Origin of the sequence: Streptomyces sp. NPDC002018, assembly GCF_042890865.1 — a bacterium.
GTDB lineage: Bacteria > Actinomycetota > Actinomycetes > Streptomycetales > Streptomycetaceae > Streptomyces.
In genome coordinates, this window is the sequence record NZ_JBIASO010000041.1 from 1 (window position 1) to 23,474 (window position 23,474).

At 69.5% G+C, this 23,474-nt stretch carries 20 protein-coding genes and 4 pseudogenes; 19 read left to right on the plus strand and 5 right to left on the minus strand.

Annotated elements, in window-relative coordinates:
• Nucleotides 1–89: 89 nt before the first annotated feature.
• The 4 genes and pseudogenes from ACFYYH_RS33940 to ACFYYH_RS33955 form a co-directional block, all read left to right on the plus strand.
• A pseudogene (locus tag ACFYYH_RS33940) lies at nt 90–1,198 on the plus strand (Mu transposase C-terminal domain-containing protein); the annotation flags it as partial.
• A 65-nt stretch (nt 1,199–1,263) separates the two neighbouring features.
• A complete protein-coding gene (locus ACFYYH_RS33945; RefSeq protein ID WP_388559626.1) occupies nt 1,264–2,283 on the plus strand; it encodes a ParA family protein in 1,020 nt (339 codons plus the stop codon).
• Between the two features lie 503 nt (nt 2,284–2,786).
• Complete coding sequence (locus ACFYYH_RS33950; protein WP_388559628.1) at nt 2,787–2,951, plus strand: hypothetical protein; 165 nt, start codon at nt 2,787–2,789, stop codon at nt 2,949–2,951.
• 313 nt (nt 2,952–3,264) lie between these two features.
• A pseudogene (locus ACFYYH_RS33955) lies at nt 3,265–4,260 on the plus strand (IS5 family transposase).
• 18 nt (nt 4,261–4,278) lie between these two features.
• Here the strand turns inward: ACFYYH_RS33955 and ACFYYH_RS33960 are convergent.
• Nucleotides 4,279–4,707: a VOC family protein gene (locus tag ACFYYH_RS33960; protein WP_388559631.1), complete on the minus strand. Its 429-nt coding sequence runs from the start codon at nt 4,705–4,707 to the stop codon at nt 4,279–4,281.
• Between the two features lie 253 nt (nt 4,708–4,960).
• Here ACFYYH_RS33960 and ACFYYH_RS33965 point away from each other — a divergent pair.
• The 4 genes and pseudogenes from ACFYYH_RS33965 to ACFYYH_RS33980 all read left to right on the plus strand — a co-directional run.
• Nucleotides 4,961–6,088 (plus strand): annotated as a pseudogene (locus tag ACFYYH_RS33965) (Mu transposase C-terminal domain-containing protein); the annotation flags it as partial.
• On the plus strand, nt 6,085–7,134 hold the full coding sequence (locus ACFYYH_RS33970; RefSeq protein ID WP_388559634.1) for an ATP-binding protein: 1,050 nt from the start codon (nt 6,085–6,087) through the stop codon (nt 7,132–7,134). The pseudogene ACFYYH_RS33965 and the gene ACFYYH_RS33970, both read left to right, overlap by 4 nt.
• Complete coding sequence (locus ACFYYH_RS33975) at nt 7,131–7,877, plus strand: hypothetical protein (RefSeq protein ID WP_388559637.1); 747 nt, start codon at nt 7,131–7,133, stop codon at nt 7,875–7,877. The genes ACFYYH_RS33970 and ACFYYH_RS33975 overlap by 4 nt, the downstream gene beginning before the upstream one ends.
• A 5-nt stretch (nt 7,878–7,882) precedes the next feature.
• Nucleotides 7,883–8,260 carry a hypothetical protein gene (locus tag ACFYYH_RS33980; protein WP_388559641.1) on the plus strand — a complete coding sequence of 126 codons (378 nt, stop codon included), beginning with the start codon at nt 7,883–7,885 and terminating at the stop codon, nt 8,258–8,260.
• Between the two features lie 130 nt (nt 8,261–8,390).
• On the opposite strand, the gene ACFYYH_RS33985 is transcribed toward ACFYYH_RS33980, so the two are convergent.
• Nucleotides 8,391–8,801, minus strand: a complete 411-nt coding sequence (locus ACFYYH_RS33985; protein WP_388559644.1) for a hypothetical protein — start codon at nt 8,799–8,801, stop codon at nt 8,391–8,393.
• Nucleotides 8,802–9,056: 255 nt separating this feature from the next.
• Here ACFYYH_RS33985 and ACFYYH_RS33990 point away from each other — a divergent pair.
• Nucleotides 9,057–9,356 (plus strand): annotated as a pseudogene (locus ACFYYH_RS33990) (histidine phosphatase family protein); the annotation flags it as partial.
• 485 nt (nt 9,357–9,841) lie between these two features.
• Here ACFYYH_RS33990 and ACFYYH_RS33995 read toward each other — a convergent pair.
• Complete coding sequence (locus ACFYYH_RS33995; protein WP_388559647.1) at nt 9,842–10,684, minus strand: TIGR03621 family F420-dependent LLM class oxidoreductase; 843 nt, start codon at nt 10,682–10,684, stop codon at nt 9,842–9,844.
• Nucleotides 10,685–11,099: 415 nt separating this feature from the next.
• Between ACFYYH_RS33995 and ACFYYH_RS34000 the strand changes: the two genes are divergently transcribed.
• On the plus strand, nt 11,100–11,567 hold the full coding sequence (locus ACFYYH_RS34000) for a tectonin domain-containing protein (protein ID WP_388559650.1): 468 nt from the start codon (nt 11,100–11,102) through the stop codon (nt 11,565–11,567).
• A gap of 338 nt (nt 11,568–11,905) precedes the next feature.
• Here ACFYYH_RS34000 and ACFYYH_RS34005 read toward each other — a convergent pair whose 3' ends face one another.
• Nucleotides 11,906–12,364 (minus strand): nuclear transport factor 2 family protein, encoded by a 459-nt coding sequence (locus ACFYYH_RS34005; RefSeq protein ID WP_388559653.1) that lies wholly within the window; start codon nt 12,362–12,364, stop codon nt 11,906–11,908.
• Nucleotides 12,365–12,537: 173 nt separating this feature from the next.
• Here ACFYYH_RS34005 and ACFYYH_RS34010 point away from each other — a divergent pair, with 173 nt between their 5' ends.
• On the plus strand, nt 12,538–13,095 hold the full coding sequence (locus ACFYYH_RS34010) for a TetR/AcrR family transcriptional regulator (RefSeq protein WP_388559682.1): 558 nt from the start codon (nt 12,538–12,540) through the stop codon (nt 13,093–13,095).
• A gap of 46 nt (nt 13,096–13,141) precedes the next feature.
• Here the strand turns inward: ACFYYH_RS34010 and ACFYYH_RS34015 are convergent, their stop codons facing one another.
• Nucleotides 13,142–14,497 (minus strand): DUF2252 domain-containing protein, encoded by a 1,356-nt coding sequence (locus ACFYYH_RS34015; RefSeq protein WP_388559656.1) that lies wholly within the window; start codon nt 14,495–14,497, stop codon nt 13,142–13,144.
• Between the two features lie 241 nt (nt 14,498–14,738).
• On the opposite strand from ACFYYH_RS34015, the gene ACFYYH_RS34020 reads away from it, so the two are divergent.
• The 8 genes from ACFYYH_RS34020 (at nt 14,739) to ACFYYH_RS34055 (ending at nt 23,218) form a co-directional block, all read left to right on the plus strand.
• Complete coding sequence (locus ACFYYH_RS34020; RefSeq protein WP_388559659.1) at nt 14,739–15,548, plus strand: TetR/AcrR family transcriptional regulator; 810 nt, start codon at nt 14,739–14,741, stop codon at nt 15,546–15,548.
• A 4-nt stretch (nt 15,549–15,552) separates the two neighbouring features.
• Nucleotides 15,553–15,840 (plus strand): hypothetical protein, encoded by a 288-nt coding sequence (locus ACFYYH_RS34025; protein WP_388559662.1) that lies wholly within the window; start codon nt 15,553–15,555, stop codon nt 15,838–15,840.
• Between the two features lie 132 nt (nt 15,841–15,972).
• Complete coding sequence (locus ACFYYH_RS34030; protein WP_388559665.1) at nt 15,973–17,154, plus strand: methyltransferase; 1,182 nt, start codon at nt 15,973–15,975, stop codon at nt 17,152–17,154.
• 207 nt (nt 17,155–17,361) lie between these two features.
• On the plus strand, nt 17,362–17,757 hold the full coding sequence (locus tag ACFYYH_RS34035) for a molybdopterin-binding protein (RefSeq protein WP_388559667.1): 396 nt from the start codon (nt 17,362–17,364) through the stop codon (nt 17,755–17,757).
• Between the two features lie 218 nt (nt 17,758–17,975).
• Entirely contained in the window at nt 17,976–18,785 is an 810-nt protein-coding gene (gene modA / locus ACFYYH_RS34040) for a molybdate ABC transporter substrate-binding protein (RefSeq protein WP_388559670.1), read from the plus strand.
• A 191-nt stretch (nt 18,786–18,976) separates the two neighbouring features.
• Nucleotides 18,977–20,965, plus strand: coding sequence for an ABC transporter permease (locus ACFYYH_RS34045; RefSeq protein ID WP_388559673.1), 1,989 nt, complete (start codon nt 18,977–18,979; stop codon nt 20,963–20,965).
• A gap of 42 nt (nt 20,966–21,007) precedes the next feature.
• Nucleotides 21,008–21,952, plus strand: coding sequence for a LysR family transcriptional regulator (locus ACFYYH_RS34050; RefSeq protein ID WP_388559676.1), 945 nt, complete (start codon nt 21,008–21,010; stop codon nt 21,950–21,952).
• A gap of 102 nt (nt 21,953–22,054) precedes the next feature.
• Nucleotides 22,055–23,218: an NAD-dependent formate dehydrogenase gene (locus ACFYYH_RS34055; protein WP_388559679.1), complete on the plus strand. Its 1,164-nt coding sequence runs from the start codon at nt 22,055–22,057 to the stop codon at nt 23,216–23,218.
• The last annotated feature ends 256 nt before the right edge of the window (nt 23,219–23,474 follow it).

Consider the following 23,474-nt stretch of genomic DNA (forward strand, 5'->3'; position numbering starts at 1 on the left):
CCGCTACGAACGCAAAGCCGAACACTTCCTCGCCTTCGTCGGCATAGCCGCAGCCCTCATCAACTACCGCCGACTCACCAAATGAAACGACGTCTAAGTCGGTCGACGCGAGCGTGCTGCTGGCCCGCACGGTCACCCCCGAGCTGATGCGGCCGGGCTGGGCGGACGCTCTGCGGATGTCGTGATCGGTGCTGCCCTACCGGCGGCTGCTGGACATCGACGAACGCCTGGAGCACGCGGCCGCGAAGCCGGTTATCGTGCCGGAGATGATCGTCTGTGATCACGGCAAGGCATTCATTTCCCGGAACTTCAAGGCGTCCTGCCGCTTTCTGGAGATCGACTTCCAGCCCACGCACAAGGCGTCCCCGTTCCAGAAGGGGCACGTGGAGAAGATGCTGGATTCCGTCGGCACGCTCTTCGCTCAGTTCGTCGCCGGCTACACCGGCCGCAGCACCGACCACCGCGGCCGCAACCTGGACAGGCGACGACTGTGGTCGCTGCGCGAGTTGCAGGAGCTTCTCGACGAATGGCTCGTCGCGAAGTGGCAACATCGCGAACACGACGGGCTGCGCGACCCGTTGCACCCAGGCCGGTCGTTCACGCCGAACGAGAAGTACGCCGCGCTGGTCGAGGCATGCGGCTACGTCCCGGTCGCGCTCAGTGCCGAGGACTACATCGAGCTCCTGCCATCGGTCTGGCGGGCGGTGAACGACTACGGCATCAAGATCAAGCGCCGCACCTACGACGGCCCTGGCCTGATCCGCCGCCAGCACTCCGGCATCGCGGAGAAGAAGGGCTTGTGGGAAGTCCACCACGACCCCTACGACATCTCCCGGATCTGGGTACGCAACCACCACGACGGCCAAGCGTGGATCGACGCCACCTGGAAGCACCTGCGCCACACCCCGGTTCCCTTCGGCGAGCTGGCCTGGGATCACGCCGCCCGAGGACTACCCGAGGGCACCGAGGCGCAGATCGCGGAGGCTGCCGCAGCCCTGCTGACCCGCGCCCACGCCGGACCGCAGGACGAAGAGCCGAAGCCCAGGAAGCGCACCCGCCGATCACGCAGCAGTCCATCCGGAACCGCTTCGTACTGTTCGACCTCGAACGAGGCATCACCCACATCGAACAAGAGTGACCCACGCCACAGCCGCCCCGCCGTCCTTGCGTCCAAAATGGACGTAGTGCGAGCCCATGAGGTACATTTATGAGTACCCGATGGACGCATCCGGGCGTCCTCGATCGGGCTGGGAGGAAACATCTATGACGGTCTACGCCTACTGGAACAATAAGGGCGGCACCGGGAAGACCAGCCTCGTCTTCCAGTCACTGTGCTTCTACGCGAACCAGCACCCCGATGAGCGTGTCCTCGCGATCGATGTCTGCCCTCAGGCCAACCTCAGCGAGTTGCTGTTCGGCGGCCTTACCAATCAGGGCAGTTTCCGACTGCTCGCGCAGCAGGGCGAGATCCCCCGTAAGACCCTTGGCGGCTACTTCGAGAAGCGACTGCCGTCGCCATTCACCATGCCGGTCGTAACGCCGAGCGACTACATCTCGACGCCGCACGACTTCAACCCGACGATCCCCGAGAACGTGGACCTGATTGCCGGTGATCCTCTTCTGGAGCTCCAGAGCAACGCCATCTCCACCCTGGCGAATACTCAGATCCCAGGTACTAACTCGTGGCTCGAAGTAATCGACTGGATCAGCGACCTGATCGAGACACTGGAGGACAAGTACGACACGATCTTCATCGACTCCAACCCCTCATTCTCGATTTACACCCAGATCGCGCTGTCTGCTGCCGACCGCCTGGTGCTGCCGGTCATGGCCGACGACTCGTCACGGCGAGCGATCCAGAACGCCTTCTCGCTGATCTACGGGCTCAAGTTGCCGTCCGAGATCTACTCAACGTATGCCTTTGCCACCCGCCTGCAGGCAGCCGATCGTGAACTGCCGAAGGTCCATCTCATCGCGAAGAATCGGCTGACCCAGTACATGGGATCGGCGTCGGCGTACGCCGCGGTACTTCGGTCCATCGATGATGACATTGAGGGGGTGCTGGAGGACCACCCCGAGATGTTCACCTTCGACAAGGTCGAGAAGGGAGTCGTGGACATCCGCGACTTCCAGACTACGGGCGTTGTGGCATTCGCCCGCGGGTGCCCGTTCTATGCGCAGCGGTCCGGTCGATTCGACGTCATGGGGAAACGTGTCCGCGTGGACGGGAACTATCTGGCTAACTGCGTCGAGGCCGTTCAGGGACTGGTAACACACCTCTAACGTGCTTCGTTCTGCGCGGCCCCCGCATGGGGGCCAGCAGCGGATCGCAATCACGATCTTCTGAACTGGTGTTCTTCATCAGCCACTTGGAACGCGACCCTTGCAGGTGGTTCGCGATCTCAAGTATGGGGCCCATCCGTTGACGACAAGGCGCCACCACTCCAGCACGAATAGCAAGCCTCAAGCTGTTTTCACAGAAGGGCGCACCGCTGCGGGGATCGTCCGCAGCACCCAATGAACAAGAGTGACCCACGCCACTCAAACTTCATGAGAATCGCTCAACCTTCGCTGCGACAGGTCAGTATGTCCTGTGCCATCGAAGTTGATCAGTACGGAGTGCGGGTGGTCAGGGGTGGGGGCGGGGCAGCTCGCGGAGGCGTACGCGGATCCGGATCTCGTTGCTTTCGAGCTGAGGTTCTGGAGGACGCGGTACAGGTTCGGCGGTCGTTGAGGGCCTGTTGGGATGTGTGCTTTGAGGACGCGGAGGCGGTGCGTCCGTTCCGTTGGCCAAGGGCGGGGAGAGCTTCGCGGGCTGGTACTTCTGCGCCACGACCGGCGGGCACATCGGCTACGAGTCGTGGCCGGAGCGGGATCGGCTGATCCTGCTGGATGCCGATCCGCAGGTCAGGGGGCATCTCCTCGCAGCCAGCCTGGCTGCACTGGCATGACGGTGCCCGAGGGCGGCGGCACGCGCCGGACTACCTCGTGCGCTTGGCGAACGGACGCGGCAGGGTGGTTCGATGTGCGGGCCTCGGACCGCGTTGACGACGCGGCAGCCGAGCGTTCGCGGCCACGGAGAGGGCCTGCCGGGCGGTGGACTGGGAGTTCGAACGGGCCGGGATTCCTGATCCGGTGCTGATGGCGAACATGCGGTGGCTGTCGCGCTACCGCAGGGCTGGGGCGCGTATCGGGTTGTGATCTATCTGTGGGATTTACCTTTGCGGCGGGGTCCGAACCGGTAGATCGTTTTGCGTGACGTGAGTGCAACTGACGGATGGGGAGTGGCAGTTCATCGGCCCGTACCTGCCGATCGGCGGGTACGGGCCGTACCCCGAGCGGCTGCGGCAGCAGTTCGAGGGTGTGATCTGGCGGTTGCAAGACAGGCGGGCAGTGGCGGGAGACGCCGCGGGAGTTCGGTGCCTGGTCGACTGTCTTCGACCGCTTCCGGCAGTGGCGTGACGTGGGTGTGTTCGAGGCCCTGATGGAAGGGCTGATCGCGGAGGCCGCGAGGCGGGGCGAGGTGGACCTGTCCCTGGTCAGCATCGAGTCCACCACCGCGCGGGCCCGCCACGACGCCGCCGGGATGCACCTGGACCAGGACGTCATCACCGCGCGGGAGAAGGCTGCCGCCGAGGAGGAGAAAGCCAGGTCAAAGGGGGCGGCCGCGAAGGACAGAACGGGCAGGACGTCGAAAGCGATCCCGAACGGGAGGAGCGACGGCGCGTCTGGCGCCGGCGAAAGCTCCGACTGAAGGCCGCCCTGCTGGGACGTTCCAGGGGCGGGCAGACCAGCAAGGTCCACCTCGCCGCCGACCGCAAGTGCCGCCCGCTGGCGTTCGTCCTACCGCTGGACAGGCCGCGGACAGCGCGCAGTTCATCCCTGTGCTGGGCAGGATACGGGTCCGCGGGCCCGTCGGCCGCCCCCGCACCCGGCAGGACGCGGTCGCCGGGGACAAGGCCTGCTCTTCCCGCGGCAACCGGGCCCACCTGCGCAGACGCGCCATCAAGGGAGTGATCCCGGAGAAGTCGGACCAGGCCGCCAGCCGGAAGAAGAAGGGTTCCAGGGGCGGTCGGCCCGTCGGCCATGACACCGGCCTCTGCAAGGAGAGGAACACCGTCGAGCGCCTGATCATCAAGTTGAAGGCCTGGCGAGGCATCGCCACCCGGTACGACAAGACCCCGGAAGCTATGCCTCGCCGGACTTCACCTGCGCGCCTCGATGATCTGGATCAAGGACCTCACCCAGGGCGCCCCCTGATGACAGCCCTGTCGGGTCCTAAGGGCGGGCGTAAGGCCGAGTCATGACCTCCATGTTGTGACCGTCCGGGTCGTCGAAGTAGACGCCGCGACCACCGAATAGACGGTTGATCTGCACGGGTTCAGTGTGGCTGGGGTCGGCGTAGTAGGTGACCCCGACCGCCTCCAGACGGGTGATAACGGCGTCGAACTGCTCGTCAGGGACGAGGAAGGCGTAGTGCTGCGACTGGATCGGCTCGTTCCTCTTCTCGTAGTAGTCGAGGGTCACGCCGTTGCCAAGGCCGACGGGCAGGAACGGCCCGAACGGGGCGCCGACCTTCAAGCCCAGGACCGCGGCGAGGAACTCGGCAGACAAGTGCCGGTCGCTTGCGTAGATGGCAGTGTGGTTCAGCTGGACGCCGGCCGTCGGCAGCTCGGACTCATGCGGGTACTGCTGGTCATAGGACATCAGTGGTGTGTCTCCGGTCTTGAGATCCGCTGGAATGGGGCGCCGGACGCGGGCGCCGGGAGCTAAGACACGGAGAAGGGGCGGGCCTCTTGCCCGCCTCGTGGTCACGCCGAGGCCGGGAACCTCACTCGTGCGTGGCCCATGGCCGACCCGGCAGTCACCTGACCGACCTTAGTGACCATCGCAGGCGGGGGCAACACCGTTCCTTGGCTGTGCCCGGCCGCGGGTCGAGCCGCCGTTGCGTCATAGCGGGTCGTCGAAGTCTGCCGACGCCTCCGCGCTGCTGGCCCGCAGTGTCACCCCGGAGGTGATGCGACCGGGCTGGTCGGAAGCCCTGCTGATGTCCCGTTCGGTGCTGCCGCACCGGCGGCTGCTGAGCATGGACGAGCGCCTGGAGCACGCGGCGGCACGGCCGGTGATCGTTCCGGAGACGATCGTCTGCGACCACGGCAAGGTGTTCATCTCGAACAACTTCCGGGCGTCCTGCCGGTATTTGGGCATCAACTTGCAGCCGGCCCACAAGGCGACCCCGACGGACAAGGGCACGATCGAGAAGACCCTGGGCTCGGTGGCCACACTGTTCGCCCAGTTCGTCGCGGGCTACACCGGCTCGACCACGGACCGCCGCGGCCGGAAGCTGGACGACGGGCCGCTGTGGTCGCTGCCCGAGCTGCAGAACCTTCTCGACGAATGGATCATCGCGGTCTGGCAAACCAGGCCGCATGGCGGGCTGCGTGATCCGCAGGCACCGGGGCGGGCGTTCTCGCCGAACGAGAAGTACGCGATGCTGCTCCAGTCCTGCGGCTACGTCTCGGTTCCGCTGAACGGCGAGGACTACCTCGAGTTACTGCCCGAACGCTGGCAGGCTATCAACGCCTACGGCATCCGGATCAAGCACCACACCTACGACGACGTCGAGTTGGGCCCATTGCGCCGCCAGCACTCCGGGGTGGCAGAGAAGAAGGGTCTGTGGGAGATCCACTACGACCCCTACGACATTTCCCGGATCTGGGTACGCGACCGCCAGGGCGATCGGTGGATCACCGTGTTCTGGAAGCACCTTCGCCGCGTCGGTGTCCCGTTCGGGGAACTGGGCTGGGACCACGCCTGCGAGCAGGTCCCCGACGGCACCGAGGAACAGATCGCGGACGCCGCCGCCCTGCTGCGGCGGGCCCACGCTGGCCCCGCACCGGAGAAGGGTCCTGCGGCCAAGCGCTCGCGCCGCGTCGCCGCCCGGACCCGGGCCACCACCGCCGACCGACCGATCCCGGACACACCCGCCGCCGAGCCCACGCCGGACGAAGAGCCGGACATCGAGCTGGCCAAGGTCATCCCGCTGGGTCTCTTCGACCCGCTCGCCAACCCCTGGAGACGTCCGTGACCAACCCCGAACCGGCAGGCCGCCGAACCGCCCTGCACGAGGCCGATGCCGCGGCCAACCGCCAACTCACCACCCTCGACGGATGGCGGACGTTCGCCGCCGGCCCGCCCGAACCCCCGGTCCGGCTGTCCTTCGACGAACTGCGCAGGCTGTCCCCGGCAGAGCGGACCCTCTACGACGAGGACCGGCTCGACCATCACGCGCGGATGCTCGTAGTCGCCAGCTCGTTCGTCGAGAAGACGGTGGTCTGCGGCCGTCGGCTGGTCCTGCTCAACCGGCACGCGATCAGCGCCCGCCGCGGCCTGATGGTCTCCGGCCTGCCGGGCACGGGCAAGACCAGCGCCATCACCCAGCTCGGGCTCGCCCATGAACTCCTCGACCAGGCCCGTCACCCGAACGTCGCCGGCCGCATCCCGGTGCTCTACATCACCGTCCCGCCAGCCGCGACCGCCCGCATGGTCGCCGCCGAGTTCGCGCGGTTCCTGGGCCTGCCGGTCCGTCTCCGGTCGAACATGACGGACATCATCGAGGCCGTGGTCGGGGTCTGCACGGACTCCTGCACCGGCATGGTGCTGGTCGACGAGATTCACAACCTCTCGCAGGTCACGCGGGCCGGCGGTGAGGTCTCTGACACCCTGAAGTACTTCTCCGAGCGCATCCCCGCGACGTTCGTCTATGCGGGTATCGGCCTGGAGACCAGCGAACTCCTCACCGGCACCCGGGGCGCCCAGATCGCGGGCCGCTTCACCCTCGTCCCCACCCGCCCGTTCCCCTACGGCGACGAGTGGAAGGGCCTGGTCGCGACCATGGAACAGACCATGCTCCTGCACGACCACCCGCAGGGCAGTCTGGTGAAGCTGGACCGCTACCTCCACAACCGGGCCGACGGCATGATCGGAGCGTTGTCCCACGCCATTCGGGGCGCCGTAATCGACGCGATCCTGGGCGGGACCGAACGCGTGACCAAAGAAGCACTCGACGAGATCCCCCTGGACCACGCCGCGGAAACCGTGAGAAAGCCGGTGAAGAAGGCGGCCGCCCGGTGACCGATTCGCTGCCCGAACAGTTGGTCCGGCTCCCCGTCCAGGTCTCACTGCGACTCGGAGAGGGAACCGACTCCTTCATCCGCCGACTGGCCCAGGCGAACCACCTCAAGCCCAGCTACCTTCGTGGATGCCTGGTCGGCCCACCCGACCTCGGGCGCGGGAAACGGCCACGCGCTGACCGACTCGCCGCAGTCACCGGTCGTCGACAAGAGGTACTGGAACGGGTGCTGGCCGATCTGGTGCGACAGAAACGTGCGAGGCCGACCCCGGACAAGCCCAAGCGTCGTGTCACAGCCGGCGCGGACAAGCCGGCGCTCTTCGTAGCGATCCGTCGGGACGTCCAAGCGGGAGAGCAGTCCGTCAGAAAGTTGGCCGCGAGGCATCGCGTGAGCCCATACATGGTCCGCCAGGCCCTCGCCTCACCAATTCCTCCGCCGCGCAAGGAACGCGCGGCCATCCAGGGCCGGGCCAAAGGACGCGTCGGTCCCGCCATCGACGTCATCCTCGACGAATACGCCGCCACGCATGCCGGCCAACTTCCCACGGTCGGGCTGGTCTGGGAGAGGCTGCTGGACGAACACGACGCCAGCGTGTCCTACGGCACTGTTCACCGCTACATGTCCAGCCACCCGCTGAGGAACCCGGACACATTGACCAGGAACTCCGAACGCAGTGCGGGAAACTACCTCGCCGCCACCCAGCAGACCTTCCATGCGAACGTGCTCCAGCACCAGGCCTGCTGACCGCGGTGCGTCGCGAGCCCGCCCGGCACGGCCTCGACGGCTCCTTCTCCTCGATGACCGCTTTTCTCCTCGGCCTGGACGCCGGAAGCTCGTGGAGCATGCTCACAGGGTTCCAGGAGTGGCTCGTGGTCCGCCTCGGCCGAGGCCACGACCTGACCTGGCCCCTCCTCGTCCGCCACCTCACTCCAGGGGGCTGGACTCACCCGCTCAACAAGCAGGCCGACGCCGCAGCGGTGATCACGCTCCACCGGCTCCTCCGCGACTACTTCACGATCCGAGAGCGGTCGGACGGCCTCGCAAGGATCTTCCTGGACTACCAGTCCTGGATGGTTACCCAGGACTGGTTTCAGCTCGACGCAGCAGAGCCTGCCCAGGGCAGCTGAAGTTCCCGGGCGACGTCGCACACTGACCTCTGGTACGAGATCCTGGCCGTTTGCCAAGCGATCTTTACGACCAGTAGGTTTCTGCCACTTGATCTCGACCGGTAAGTGACTCCACGCCTTTCAAGCAGAGCTACCTATCGATGTCTACTGGAACCCCGCGGAGTTGCAGCCGGGCCTTCAGAAGCTCCATCTCCGACAGAGTGCCCACCACACCGTCGTGGCTCAGTTTCTCGGCCAGCTCGCGGGCCTGCGACAACGACACGGCCGAGACCTCGCGGAGGACCTTCAGGACCGGGACAAGACTGGACACCGGCTCGGCCAACCGCAGTCTGGCGGGGCCATGCGCCGCGAGCAGAGCCTCCCGCACATCGTCAGGAGCTGTCCCCGGCCCGGCTTGTTCGCACAGATAGGTGCCGCAGCTGTCGCAAGAGAACTCAGCATCCCACCACAACTCACCGTGATTGATGAACTGGTTCACCTGCCGCACCGCCGCGCTGCCGCACTTACAGAGCGATGCGATCTTCGCTGTCTGGCCGGTCACCTGGGCTCCTTACGTCCTGCTCCTACCATCGTGATCTTCTCGCGGCCGACGATCCCGGTGCGACTGAATTCGAGCACAAGCGCGGCCTACTCGTGGACTCAGCAATCGGTCAAGATCACTTGCCAGAGGTCACACAGGCAAACCGCCGACTCACAACCGTCTCATCCAATCCAGTCCGCGCAGGTCAACGTAATCCGGTCGACTAACTTCGTTGCGACGGGTCATGTCTGACCGCTCTCCCAGGTTTCGGAAGAGGAGAGCGACCGTGGGCCGGCGCTCGCCCGGGAGGCGCTTGCGGAATTCACAGGTCCCGTCGACGCGGATCGCCCCCGTCATGAACTGGTTGTCACGCACAACTTCCTTATTGGCTGGCTGATCCGGGACGCCCTCGACGCGCCCAAGTGGCGCTGGATGGGCCTCAACCACGCCAACGCGGCTCTGACGGCCATCCGCTACGCACCTGGCAAGCCGTCCTCAGTGCTTTTCTGCAATGACATGCGGCACCTGCCCGCGGACCTGCGCTGGACCGGCTTCCCGTCCGCACTCCACATCTGACCAAGAGGACCTTTTGCCCGGACTTGAGTGAGACGACCTTGCGAGACCCCTCTCACTCAAGTCCGGGCACCGCAGCTCGACTGCCATGCCTCACCCGGACTTGTCCGAGACCGGGCAACAGCGGGGACAACGGGACCGGACAGGTACGCGCCTGGACCGGCGACGACCCCGACTGGCGATCAGGGACCAGCAACTGCGGTTGGTCCGCCGGGGCCCGCGTCCAGTCCCTCTTCGACAACGGCGCCGCCGGTGCACCTGTCGCGTTCTTCAGCCGCGCCAACTGCGTCGGCATCAGGGTGGTGTGCGCAGCGCGCGGCGTCCGCGGCGACTTCGCGGAGAACGGCAGCACGGGCTCCTTCCCGCGCTCCCGCACCTGGGCCTGCTGACACGACCACACCCCGGGCTGTGGTGCCCACGCGCGCAGCCCGGCCGGCGAGCGCAGACCCGTTTCGGGCGTACGGGCATGAGTGAGCCGGGGCCGAGCGTCAGCGCAGGTGCTTGATGACCTTGGCGAACGCGGCCATGTGCGGCTCCAGGACGCTGATGTAGCTGGTGCCGTGTTCCTCGCGGTACCGCTGCAGACGGTCAGCGATCTCACGCTCCGAGCCCACCAGCACGCCGGGCAACTGACTGAGCTGGGTGTCGTCGAGGCCACTGGCCCGGCGGATGATCGTGAGGTCGAGCTTGTCCGCGCTCTCGCCCACCGCGGCGACGAACAGGTTCAGCTCGATGTCGTCGAAGCGGTCGCCGGCGGCCTCGCGCAGCACTTGAACGCGACGGGCGAACGCTTCCTCCGGGGCCACCCCCGCCGTGACCCCCGCCATGATGGAGAAACTGAAGATGTCAGCCTCGCGGGCGCCCAGACGCAGCATGCGGTCGCCGGAGCCCGCCAGCATGATCGGTGGCAGCGGTTTGTCGGCCTCCGCGGCCAGCAGCCCCCGCGTCGCGGCCAGGGTCGCCTCCAGCTTCCGCACGCGTTCGCCTCCGGACCCGAACGGCAGGCCCACGGCCTCGAACTCGTCCGGGACGTATCCCGTGCCGAGCCCCAGTTCCAGACGGCCGTCTGTGAGGCGGTGCACGGCGGCAACGTCCCGGGCCAGATACGCGGGGCTGACGATGCCGGCATTGAGCACGTACGTGCCCAGCCGCATGCTTGTCACATCGGCCGCGGCCACCAGCGCCGGGAACGGCGAGGGCGTGCCCAGGTGATCGGACACCTGGAGCACGTCGTACCCCAGGTCCTCCACCTCGCGTACACGATCACGCCAGGCGGATCGGGAGCCCACGTTGAACAGACTGACGCCGAAACGGAATGGGTGATGGGTCATGACAGCCCTCCGTGCTGGTTCAACGGTGAGTCGGCAACCGCCCCACCCTTCACTTCACCACCCTAGAACAAGCCATACCTCCAGGTCGCAGGGGGGAGATGCCCTCCTCTACCCCTCATCCGCGCCGGTCCCATCCCAGTGATCGCTACCGCAGATCATCGGCGGTCGTACGCAGCGGTACGACTTCCCGCACGTCAACGTGCTACCCGCGAATAACCCACACAGGCGACGACAGTTCGCGTCGCCCGACGGCCCTGCGATTCGGCATCAGTCCAGCTCAAAGGGGCTACCACGTCCGCAAACGTGCCCTTATGGACAAAAAATCTGATCATTCTGTATATCCGTGTGCCAGAAGAATCGTTCCGCTTGGGGAGCGTCCCCCTGCACTACTTCCAAGCGGAGAGGAGTCGGCAGCATGGCCGACTGGAAGCAGATCAGTGGGGCGCTGGTGCGGATCGCCGCGGGATCCAGGACCAATGTGTGGGGGGTGAACGCGGGCGGGAACATCTACCGGTACACCAACAATGACGCGAGTCCCTGGGTGCAGATTCCCGGTGCGCTCACTGACATCGGGGCGGGTGCGGACGGGACTGTCTGGGGCGTCAATTCCGCCGGGAACATCTACCGCTACACCGGAGACCAGGAGACCGGCCACTGGAAGCAGATCAGTGGCGGACTGAAGGCGATCTCGGCAGGCTCCCGCACCTCGGTGTGGGGGGTGAACGCGGGCGGGAACATCTACCGCTACACCAATAACGATGCGAGTCCCTGGGTGCAGATTCCCGGTGCGCTGACCGATATCGGGGCGGGTGCGGACGGGACTGTCTGGGGCGTCAATTCCGCCGGCAATATCTACCGCTACACCGGAGACCAGCCCAGCTGACACCATGGCCGCCCGCAGGCGTCCGCTCCCTGCCGGGCGTATCGCCTCGCACGACAGCATGCGAAGGCGCGGCAGCACTCCGCCTCTGCCAGTGGCCGCTGCGGCCGGCCACTCATGACCGCGCAGGCGGTCTGTGCGGCAGCGGGCCCGGTTCTCCGGTCCCCCGGAGATCCGAGGCCCGCCCCCCCCGCACAGGGCGACGCGGAGAGTTCTTCGGCGCGTCAGCGCAACGCACCGCCCAAGTCCAGGTGCCCTGTTCCAGGTCCCGGCCCGCGGCGGCCGCGTCGTTCTCTTCGGACGGGCGACGCGGCTCGGACGGGCGACGCGGCCCCCACGCCTCAGTGCAGCGGGAACGGCACGCCGTGCTCCGAGGCGGGGCGGGGGCCGAGGATACGGCGCTCGGTCCCCTCGATGGGCACGTCGTTGATGCTGGCCTCGCGGCGGGACATCAGGCCGTGTCCGTCGAACTCCCACAGCTCATTGCCGTACGAGCGCCACCACCGGCCGTCGGCGCCGTGCCACTCGTACTGGAAGCGCACGGCGATGCGGTCGTCGGAGAAGGCCCACAGCTCCTTGCGCAGCGCGTACTCCCGCTCGCGCTCCCACTTGCCCGTCAGGAACTCGACTATGGCGTCGCGGCCGGTGACAAAGGTGTCGCGGTTGCGCCAGCGCGAATCCTCGGTGTAGGCGAGCGAGACCTTCTTCGGATCCCGGGTGTTCCAGGCGTCCTCCGCGGCCTGCACCTTCTGGCGGGCGGTGTCGAGGGTGAACGGCGGCACGGGCGGGCGAGTGCTCATGGCATGTCCTCGGGTGGGTGGACGGGCGTACCGGGTGAACAGGGCGTAGTACCGGATGGGCCGGGCGGGTCGGACGGGTCAGGCTGATCGGGCGGGCCGGGCGGAGAATGCTCGTTCTCCGCGCTCGCTGCTACCGTAGAGAACGGTGGTTCTCGGGTCAAGGAGTGATGAACGTGGACGGAGAGGCGGCGCGGGAGCGGGCGCTGGACGCTGCGGAGGAGCTGTTCTACGCACGCGGTATCCGGAGCGTGGGCATGGATGACATCCGGGGCGCGTCCGGTGTCTCGCTGAAGCGGCTCTACCAGCTCTTCCCCGCCAAGGAGCAGCTCGTCGAGGCCTATCTGGCCCGGCGTGACATCGTCTGGCGGCAGCGGCTCGCCGACCGCGTGGACCGCCACCAGGAGCCGCGCGAGCGGATCCTCGCCGTCTTCGACCATCTCCACCAGTGGTTCGGCGAGCCCGGCTTCCGCGGCTGTGCCTGGATCAACGCGTACGGCGAGCTCGGCGCCACCTCGCCCCGGGTCGCCGCACAGGCACGGGCGCACAAACTCGCCTTCCGGCGGTATCTCACCGGTCTGGCGGCCGACGCCGCGCTGCCCACGGGCCTCGCCGACCAGCTCCTGCTCCTCGCCGAGGGCGCCATGGTGACCGCCGCGGTCTTCGACACCACGGAGCCCGCGCTCCAGGCGCGCGAGGCGGCGGCCGTGCTGCTGGAGGCCACGGGACGCTGAACCGGACATGCGGCGTCCTGTCTGCGGCGCCCGTCAGCGGCGTCCGTCAGCGGCGTCCGGCCGGCGCCGGACGTCCGGCCGGGATCCGGCCCGCCACCACCGCCGACGCGAGCGCCGCGTGATCGGCCGCGTTCCGGTCGGCGTAGCGCAGCGAGAAGTCGGCCATGGCGCGGTCGAAGAGGTCGGAGTGGCCGAGGTAGTGGGCGATGGCGATCCGGTCGCCCGACCGCGCGTGGATACGGGCCAGGGCTCTGCCGCACAGCCACGCCTGGTCGTACAGCAGGGACGGCGACAGATCCTCGACCGTGGTGGGGGCCTTGGTGTCGCGCAACTGGCGCCAGTAGAAGTGGCGGCCCTCGGGGCCGGTGACCCAGCCGAGGAAGAGATCGCCCCCCGTCTGGAGGAGCCGCTGTCCCGCGACGATGCGATGGCCCTGATGGGCGTAGGCGCTCGGCTGGAGATGAGGTTCCAGCACGGACCTCTCGGCCTCCTTGATCTGGAGGAGGAGCTGATCGTCGGTGTCCCGTCCCGCCAGCAGCACGATGTGGCAGCGCAGGCCGACACCGGCCACCCCCACCACCTTGCGGGCCGCGTCCACGAAGCGGTACCGGTCGAGCAGGGTCCGCCGCTCCTCCGGGAGCGTGGACCGGTAACCGATGAAGATGCGCCGGAGCATGGCCATGTCGAGCCGCCCCACCGGTTCGAGCAGCGGCGGGTCGGGGGCGATCCTGCGCTGCCCGTCCGGCAGGCAGGTCAGCTCCTCCAGCGCCCGCAGGGCGGTGCGCGGCCGGGCGAGCGCCGCGTCATCCCCGTCGAGGTGCTTCTGCCGGCCCGAGCGCACGAGCGGCAGTATGTCCGCGGTGTCGATGTGCTCGTACCAGACGTCGAGTTCCCCCAGACCGGCCAGCCGGTGCATCGACGTGCGGTACGCCTCGGCCGCCGCGTGGACGGCCCCGCGCGCCTCGATGTCGGACTGCCCGTTGTCACGGGCGGCCACCGCGATGCTCGCCGCGAGCCGCTTCACATCCCATTCGAACGGGCCCGGATGCGTCTCGTCGAAGTCGTCGACATCGAAGAGCAGGGCGCGGTCGGAGGAGGCGAAGGCGCCGAAGTTCAGCAGATGGGCGTCCCCGCAGAGCTGCACCGTCAGCCCCGAGCGCGGCTGGGTGGCGAGATCGGCGGCCATCACGGCGGCGGCGCCGCGCAGACAGGCGTAGGGCGAGGCGGCCATCCGCTCGTACCGCGCGGGCAGCAGCTCCGGCACGCGCGTGGCGAGCTGCCTGGTCAGCACGGTGAGCGGATCGAGCCGGTCGGCCGCCGGTATCCACAGCCCGTGCGAGGAGCGTGTGGCGTCCTTGCGCGCGGCCCTGCCGTGTGCCGCCCGGTCGGCGGGGGTGGTCATGAACGGCCCCTCTCGCTCCGTGTGGTGGGTGCCGCGGCACGGTTGCTGAGCACGAGCATTCCGTCCCCGCGGGCGGGCAGCCCGGCGGGACGGGCATTCGGGTGGTCCTGACAAATGCGGAACCGTACCTGTCGGCCCGCTGTGCGTGGCATGCTCGACAGGAGTTCTCACCGGCGACAACACCGCGCGCTCGCGGGGTGATTCGGGAGGTCGGATGGACGCAGGCGGGGAATCCGCGGACATGTCGTCAGCCCGTACGGGGAGATCCCGCGCGGGAACACCCCCCGAGGAAGCCCGTACGGACACATCGCGTACGGGCACCTCCCCGGCCGCCCACGCGGACGGGAACGCGCGGGCGCGGCGGGCCTCCCGTACCGACGGGACCGGCCATCCGCCGCCGGACGGGGACGAGACGGCGGACACGAGCCAGGACCGCCGGGCGCGGCGCCGCGAACGGCTGCTCGCCACCGCGCTCGGCCTGTTCACCACCCGTGGCTACACCGCCACCTCCACCGAGCGGATCTGCGCCGGCGCCCAGGTCTCCCTGCGCGCGTTCTACGAGGAGTTCGAGAGCCGTGAGGCCCTGCTGATCGCGCTGCACAACGAGGTGGCCCGTGCGGGCATGGAAGCCGTGCTGACGGTGCTCAGCGATCCGGCCGCGGAGAGCGCGGGCACCCGCGACAGGATCACGGCCCTGGCCCACGCCTATGTGGACGCCGTCACGGTCGACCCCGCGGCCACCCGGATCGCCTTCATCGAGGTCGTCGGGGCGGGGCAGGCGCTGGACGATCACCGGCTCCTGTGGCGCGGCCTGTGGGCCGGCTTCCTCACGGGGGAGGCGGAACGGGCCGTCGCGCGCGGCGAGGCCGTACGGCGTGACCACACTCTCGCCATGGTCGCCCTCATCGGGGCCGTCAACGAACTGATGGCGCACTGGGCCCGGGACAGCGGCTCGTTCTCCCGCCGGCGGCTGGCCGACGAACTGGTCCACCACGCCCTCGCCACCCTCGGTGTCCCACCGGGTGACACCGCCGCGGACGAAGGGGACTGACGCGATGGCCGGACTGTGGCACGAGGTCCTGCGCACCATGACCCAGCCCGGGGCGTCCCCCGACGACGATCTGCTGGCGCGGGCCGCCGCCGACATCGCCCTGCGCGACGATCCCCGTCCGCCCGCCGACGCCGACGTCGTCCTGGAGATCGCCCGCACGGAGTTCGCCGCGGTGCTCACCCGTGACCAGGCGCAGGCCGCCCTCGACCACGCGCGCCGCCCGGCGGGGCGGACCGGTACCGCCGGCCCGTCGTCCCGGGTGGGCCCGCCCCGTACGGCCGGTGATGCCTGAGCGGGCCCGGTCCGGCCTGACCGGGCCCCGGCCTGACCGGGTCCCACCGGTTGACGCGCGACGGTCCGCGCACGTCAACGCGTGATCCTTGTGTCGTGGACCCTCCGCCGGGGCGGCTAGCCTGAGAGCACGATGAACCGTTTGACGACACCCTGGGGCGAGTTCGGCCTCACCCGATTCCCCGAACTGCCCCGCGACACCCTGCGCGCGTGGGACACCGCCGACGAATATCTGCTGCGGCATCTCGCGGGGACCGACACCACCGGGCCGACGGACCTCTCGGGCACCGTCGTCGTCCTGGGGGACCGGTGGGGCGCCCTGACCACGGCGCTCGCCGTCCACCGGCTCGACCAGTTCCGCCCGGAACCCCTGGTGCAGATCACCGACTCGTATCTCACCCAGCGGGCGACCCGCGCCAATCTGCGGCGCGGCGGCGCCGACACCGAGGCGGTACGGCTGCGGTCCGCCCGGGACACCCCGCCGGACCGGATCGACGTACTGCTGATCCGGGTCCCCAAGAGCCTCGCGCTGCTGGAGGACCAACTGCACCGGCTCGCACCGGCCGTGCACCCGGGGACGGTGGTCATCGCCACGGGACGGGTCACCGAGATCCACACCTCCACGCTGAAACTGTTCGAGCGGATCCTCGGCCCGACCAGGACCTCGCTCGCGGTGCGCAAGGCGCGGCTGGTCTTCTGCGAACCCGCCGAGGGACGGGCCAGGACCCCCAGCCCCTGGCCGCTCAGCTACGCGCTGCCCGACGGACTCGGCGCCGTGTCGGGCCGGACCGTCGTCAATCACGCGGGGATCTTCTGCGCGGAACGGCTCGACGTCGGCACCCGGTTCCTGCTGCGCAATCTGCCGCGCCGCTCCGGTTCCGAGCATGTGGTCGACCTCGGCTGCGGCAACGGGGTGATCGGCACGGCGGCGGCACTGGAGAACCCGGCGTCCAGGGTGACCTTCATCGACGAGTCGTTCTCCGCGGTGGCCTCGGCGGAGGCCACCTTCCGTGAGAACGCCGACGCCGCCACCCCGGCGGAGTTCCTGCTCGGTGACGCCCTCTCGGAGATACCGGCGGGGACGGTCGACCTGGTGCTGAACAACCCGCCGTTCCACTCGCACCAGGCGACGACGGACGCCACGGCCTGGCGCATGTTCACCGGGTCGCGCGCCGCGCTGCGGCCCGGCGGCGAGCTGTGGGTCGTCGGCAACCGGCACCTCGGCTACCACCTCAAGCTGCGGCGGCTCTTCGGCAACTGCGAGACCGTGGCGAGCGATCCCAAGTTCGTGCTCCTGCGGGCCGTCAAGCGCTGAGCCGGTACGGCGACTTCACCGTGCCGGTACGGGGGACACCGGTACGGGGAGGGAGCATGCCCCGGGACGGCCGCGAGCGCCTTGCCGGGCGTGTCGCCCGAGCCGTACGACCTCGGTCGGACGTTCCTTGTGGTCAAGTCGCATCTGCGAGAGATGATCCGCCGTGAGGATTGTAGATGCGAGGGAGAACGGCCTATCTTGTCGCACATGCAGTCCTACACCATCGGTCAGGCCGCCCGGCTTCTCGGGGTGAGTCCCGACACCGTTCGCCGCTGGGCCGACGCCGGCCGGGTCGCGACCCATCGGGACGAAGGGGGTCGCCGTCTTGTCGAGGGCCGCGCACTCGCCGCGTTCTCCGTCGAGGTCGCGCAGGGCGGCAACGGCGAGGACGACGTCTCGTACACCTCGGCCCGCAACGCCTTCCCGGGCATTGTCACGGCGGTGACCCTCGGCGATGTCGCGGCCCAGGTGGAGATCCAGGCGGGGCCGCACCGGCTCGTCTCCCTGCTCACCCGGGAGGCCGTCGAGGAACTGGGGCTCGAGGTCGGTATGCAGGCGACCGCCCGGGTGAAGTCCACCAGCGTGCACATCGACCGCGCCTGACCGGGTGTGGCCCGTCGAGCCGCCACGAACCCGGGGCGGGAGCCGCTCCGCCGCGCCACGACGGTGCGGCGGTCCGGTGTCCGGCGGCTCACCGCCGTGATGGAGGCGGCCCGGGTGCTCCGGACCGGCCCCGTCCTCCGCGCTCCTGTTTCCCGGTGCTCCTCTCACCGTCCACTCGCGTGCCCTCCCGGGCCCGTACCGCCAAGGAGTCCAGCCTCATGTCCTTCGCCCTCACCCGCCGCCGCGCCGCCACCGCGCTCGTCTCCGCCGCCCTCCTCCTGCCGCTGGCCGCATGCGGCGGCGGTGACGACGGCAACGGGGAGTCCACCCCCTCGGCCGGGCGGTCGGGGAGCGCGGCGCCCGGCGCGGACCTGACCGTGCTCGCCGCCTCGTCGCTGACCGACGTCTTCAAGACGGCGGGCGCCGCGTACGAGAAGGAACACCCCGGCACCAAGGTGACGTTCTCCTTCGCCGGCTCGCAGGAACTCGCCGCCCAGGTCGAGCAGGGCGCTCCCGCCGACGCGCTGGTCACCGCCGACACCAGGACCATGGACGGTCTGAAGGCCGACACCGGTGCCCCGACGATCATCGCCAGGAACCGGCTGGTGATCGCCACCGCCGAGGGCAACCCCGAGAAGGTCGAGAACCTGGAGGACCTCGCCGATCCCGCGCTGAAGGTCGTCCTGGCCGCGCCCGAGGTACCGGTGGGCCGCTACAGCAGGCAGGTCCTCGAAGCGCGGAAGGTCACGGTGAAGCCGGTCTCCGAGGAGCCGAACGTCCGTGCCGTACTGAGCAAGGTGGAGCTGGGCGAGGCCGACGCGGGCATCGTCTACCGGACGGACGCCGAGTCCGCGCCCGACAAGGTCGACGCCGTGGAGATCCCCGACGCGCAGAACGCCATCGCCGCGTACCCGGCCGCCACCCTCAAGGCGTCCGAACACAGCGCGGCGGCAGCGGCGTTCGTCACCTGGCTCAGCGGCCCCGAGGCGCAGAAGATCCTCCAGGACGCGGGATTCCAGAAGCCGTGACCCTCGCCGCGCGTCCGCGTACACCGGCCGGATGAGATCCGCCGTGTGACAGGGCTTGTCCGGGGCGCGGGACCGGACAAGCCTGTCATCACGCCATCACGCCATCACGCCATCACGCCATCGCCCCGATGCCCGCCGAACCTCCCGACGCCGGCCGACCCCCGGCCCCCGGCCCTCAGCCCAGGAACCCGATGAGCCGCTCCCGTCCCCGCACCCGCACCCGCGGTCCCGGCGCCCCCGTCGTACTGGCGGTGCCCGCGCTCCTCGCGATCGCGTTTCTGCTGCTGCCGCTGATCGGGATCCTGGCGCGTACCTCCTGGGGCGACCTCGGTACGCATCTCACCAGCCCCGAAGTGGTCCAGGCACTGCGGCTGTCGCTGCTGGTCTCCTTCTGGTCGCTGGGGCTCTCCCTGGTCCTCGGGGTGCCGCTGGCCTGGCTGCTGGCGCGGGTGCGCTTTCCCGGCAAGACGCTGGTGCGCACGCTGGTCCTGCTGCCGATGGTGCTGCCTCCCACCGTCGGCGGTGTCGCCCTGCTGCTCGGCTTCGGGCGGCGCGGGCTGCTCGGCCCCTGGCTGGAGGGGACCTTCGGGCTCACCCTGCCGTTCCACACCGCGGGCGCCGTGGTCGCCTCGACCTTTGTCGCGATGCCGTTCCTCGTCATCAGCCTCGAAGGCGCCCTCGCCGGGCTGCGGCCCGCCTACGAGGAGACCGCCGCGTCACTCGGCGCCTCGCCGGTACGGGTCTTCCTCACCGTCACCCTGCCCCTGGTGGCTCCCGGTCTCGCCGCGGGCGCCGCGCTGACCTGGGCCCGCGCGCTCGGCGAGTTCGGCGCCACGATCACCTTCGCGGGCAATCTCCCCGGCACCACCCAGACCCTGCCGCTCCAGGTCTATCTGCTGCTCCAGGAATCGCCCGAGGCCGCGACCTCCGTCTCGCTGCTGCTGCTGGCCATCGCCATGGCCGTGCTGATCGCCCTGCGCGGGCGGTGGACCACCGGCGCCGTCGACCGTGTGCCCCGTCCCGGTCCCGAGTCCGGCGGATCGTCCTGCGGAGCGGACGCGCCGCAGGACGGCGGAACCGTCGGCGCCCTCGGATCCGCCGCCGTGGAAGCCGCCGAAGCCGCGGGACCTTCCGCCGCCCAGGAGCGCTGGCGGCTGCGTGCCGAGGTCACCGGCTTCACCCGGCTCACCCTCGACGCCGAACCCGGCACCACCATCGCCGTCGTCGGCCCCAACGGAGCCGGAAAGACGACCCTGTTGCGGGCCCTCCTCGGTCTCACCCCGCGCGCCCACGCCGAACTCCGCCTCGGCGACCTGGATGTCACCCCGCTGCCGCCGCACCGCCGGGGTGTCGCCTGGGTCCCGCAGGACGGCGCGCTCTTCCCGCACCTCAGCGCGCTCGCCAACACCGCGTACGGGCTGCGCGCCCAGGGCGTGCGCCGGGCCGAGGCCCGCCGCGCCGCCCAGCGGTGGCTCGACCGGCTCGGTGTCGGCCAACTCGCCCACCGCAGGCCGCACCAGGTCTCCGGCGGCCAGGCACAGCGGGTCGCGCTGGCCCGCGCCCTCGCCGCCGGCCCCCGGCTGCTGCTCCTGGACGAGCCGCTGGCCGCTCTCGACCAGACCACCCGCGCTCAGGTACGGCACACCCTGCGCGGCCATCTCGACGGCTTCGGCGGGGTCTGTCTGATCGTCACCCACGATCCGGTCGAGGCCATCGCGCTGGCCGACCGGGTCCTCGTACTGGACGACGGGCTGGCCCTCCAGGACGCGCCGCCCGCCGAGGTGACGCGCCATCCGCGCTCACCCTGGGTGGCCCGGATGCTCGGCCGCAACGCCTGGCCGGGCACCTTCGGCCCCGGCGGACTCGAACTGGCGGCGGGCGGGCGGCTGATCGTGGCCGAGCCGCTGGCCGACGGCGCGGGGGCGCTGGCCGTCATCGCGCCCGAGGCCGTCTCCGTACACCGGGACCGGCCGGCCGGCAGTCCCCGTAACGTCTGGCCGGGAACGGTCAGGGAGATCACCGCGCTCGGCAGCCGGCTGCGCGTTCTGATCACCTCGGACGAGGCACCGGACCTGGTCGCCGAGATCACGCCCGAGGCCGCCGCCGAACTCGCCCTGGCCGACGGCATATCCGTATGGACCAGTGTCAAGGCCACCGAGGTGACTCTCGTCGCCATGTGAGAACCGTCCCCGGGAACGGTCCCGGAGAGCAGGGAGCGAGCGATGTTGCTGCGTCAGTTGGAGTACCTGGTCGCACTCGCCAGGGAACGGCACTTCGCTCGCGCCGCCGCGGCCTGCTATGTGTCCCAGCCCTCGCTGTCCGCCGCGATCAGAAAGCTCGAACACGAGCTGGACGTGCCCATCGTGCGCCGGGGCCGCCGCTTCGAGGGACTGACGCCCGAGGGCGAGCGCGTGCTGCTCTGGGCGCACCGGATCCTCGCCGAACGCGACGCCCTGCGCCATGAGTTGTCGGCGATGCGCGGCGGACTCGCGGGGACCCTGCGGATGGGCGCCATACCGACCGCGCTGACCGCCGCCTCGCTGCTGACCACACCGTTCGTGGAACGGCACCCTCAGGCACGCGTCTCGCTGGACTCCCTCTCCTCGCGCGAGATCACCCAGCGTCTGGCCGAATTCGAGCTGGACATCGCGCTCACCTATCTGGACGACGAGAGCCTCGGCCAGGTCCGCAGGACCCCGCTGTACGAGGAGCGCTATCTGCTGCTGACACCGCACGACGGGCCGATGAAGGGGCAGGGGGCCGCGGGCTGGGCGGAGATCGCCGAACTGCCGCTCTGTCTGCTCTCCCCGCAGATGCGCAACCGGCTGATCATGGACGAGTACTTCGCGGCGGACGGGGTGACCGCCGTGGTCCCGGCGATCGAGACCGACTCCGTCGCCGGCCTGTACGCCCATCTCACGGCAGGACGGTGGTCCAGCGTGATCTCGCACGCCTGGCTCCATATGTTCGGCGTGCCCGACGGCATGCGGGTGATCCCGCTGGAACACCCGGCGCACGGCCCCCGGGTCGGACTGGTCATCGCCGACCGCACCCCGGAACCCGTACTGGCCAGAGCCCTGCTGGAGATCGCCAGGGAAGCGGGCGTGCGGGAGGCGCTCGACCAGCTTCTCGACACCTATCTGCGCCCCGCGGGACCACCGGGATAGCCGGTCCCTATCCCGACATAGAAAGGTTCATTTTGACCATGGGCACCACTCCCGAGCAGGGTGGAGACACCTTCCCGCAGCAACGGACGAGGAGCCGCAGTCATGGCAAAGGTGCTGTGTGTGCTGTACGACGACCCGGTCGACGGATACCCGAAGACCTACGCCCGGGACGACCTGCCGAGGATCGACCACTATCCCGGCGGCCAGACCACCCCGACGCCGCAGGGCATCGACTTCACCCCCGGCCATCTCCTGGGGAGTGTCTCGGGTGAACTGGGCCTGCGCGCCTATCTGGAGTCCCAGGGGCACACCCTGGTCGTCACGTCCGACAAGGACCGCGAGGGTTCGGTCTTCGACCGGGAACTGGTCGACGCCGATGTCGTCATCTCGCAGCCGTTCTGGCCGGCGTATCTGACGGCCGAACGGATCGCGAAGGCCGAGAACCTCAAGCTGGCCATCACCGCCGGCATCGGCTCGGACCATGTCGACCTCGACGCCGCCATCGCCAAGGGCGTCACCGTCGCCGAGGTCACGTACTGCAACAGCATCAGCGTCGCCGAGCACGTGGTGATGATGACGCTGTCGCTCGTTCGGAACTATCTGCCCTCCCACCAGTGGGTCCTGGACGGCGGCTGGAACATCGCCGACTGCGTCGCCCGCTCGTACGACCTGGAGGGCATGCAGGTCGGCACGGTGGCCGCGGGCCGTATCGGGCTCGCCGTGCTGCGCCGTCTCGCCCCCTTCGACGTCGGCCTGCACTACACGGACCGGCACCGGCTGCCGGAGTCCGTGGAGCAGGAGTTGGGGCTGACCTGGCACGAGAGCGCCGCCGCGATGGTCCCGCACTGCGACGTCGTCACCATCAACGCGCCTCTCCACCCCGAGACGGAGGGCCTCTTCGGGGACGAGCTGATCGCCACGATGAAGCGCGGCGCGTATCTCATCAACACCGCCCGAGCGAAGATCGCCGACCGTGACGCGATCGACCGCGCGCTGCGCAGCGGGCAGCTCGCCGGGTACGCGGGCGATGTGTGGTACCCGCAGCCCGCGCCGGCCGACCACCCCTGGCGGACCATGCCGCACCACGGCATGACCCCGCACATCTCGGGGTCCTCGCTCTCGGCGCAGGCGCGGTACGCGGCGGGGACCAGGGAGATCCTGGAGTCCTGGTTCGCGGGCACGCCGCTGCGGGACGAGTATCTGATCGTGGACAAGGGCGCGTTGGCCGGGGTGGGGGCGCATTCCTACTCGGTCGCGAAGGGCTGACGGGCAGGCGGGGCCTGCGGGCGTCCGGGCCTGCGGGCGTCCGGGCCTCCGGTGTCCGGGCCTCCGGCCCTCCGGACCCGGTCAGCCGCGGGCGGGCCCGCCCCGGCCCTCCCGCGGGTGCGTTTCCTGGCGAGGCGCGTGGTGCGGCGCGCGCCTCGCGGGGCGGGGTGCGGTGGGTGGGTGGTGCCGGGTGCCGGGGCCTCCGGAGGTACATGTCCGGACGGCATGATTTACGGCGCCCCTGGCCGTGCGCTGG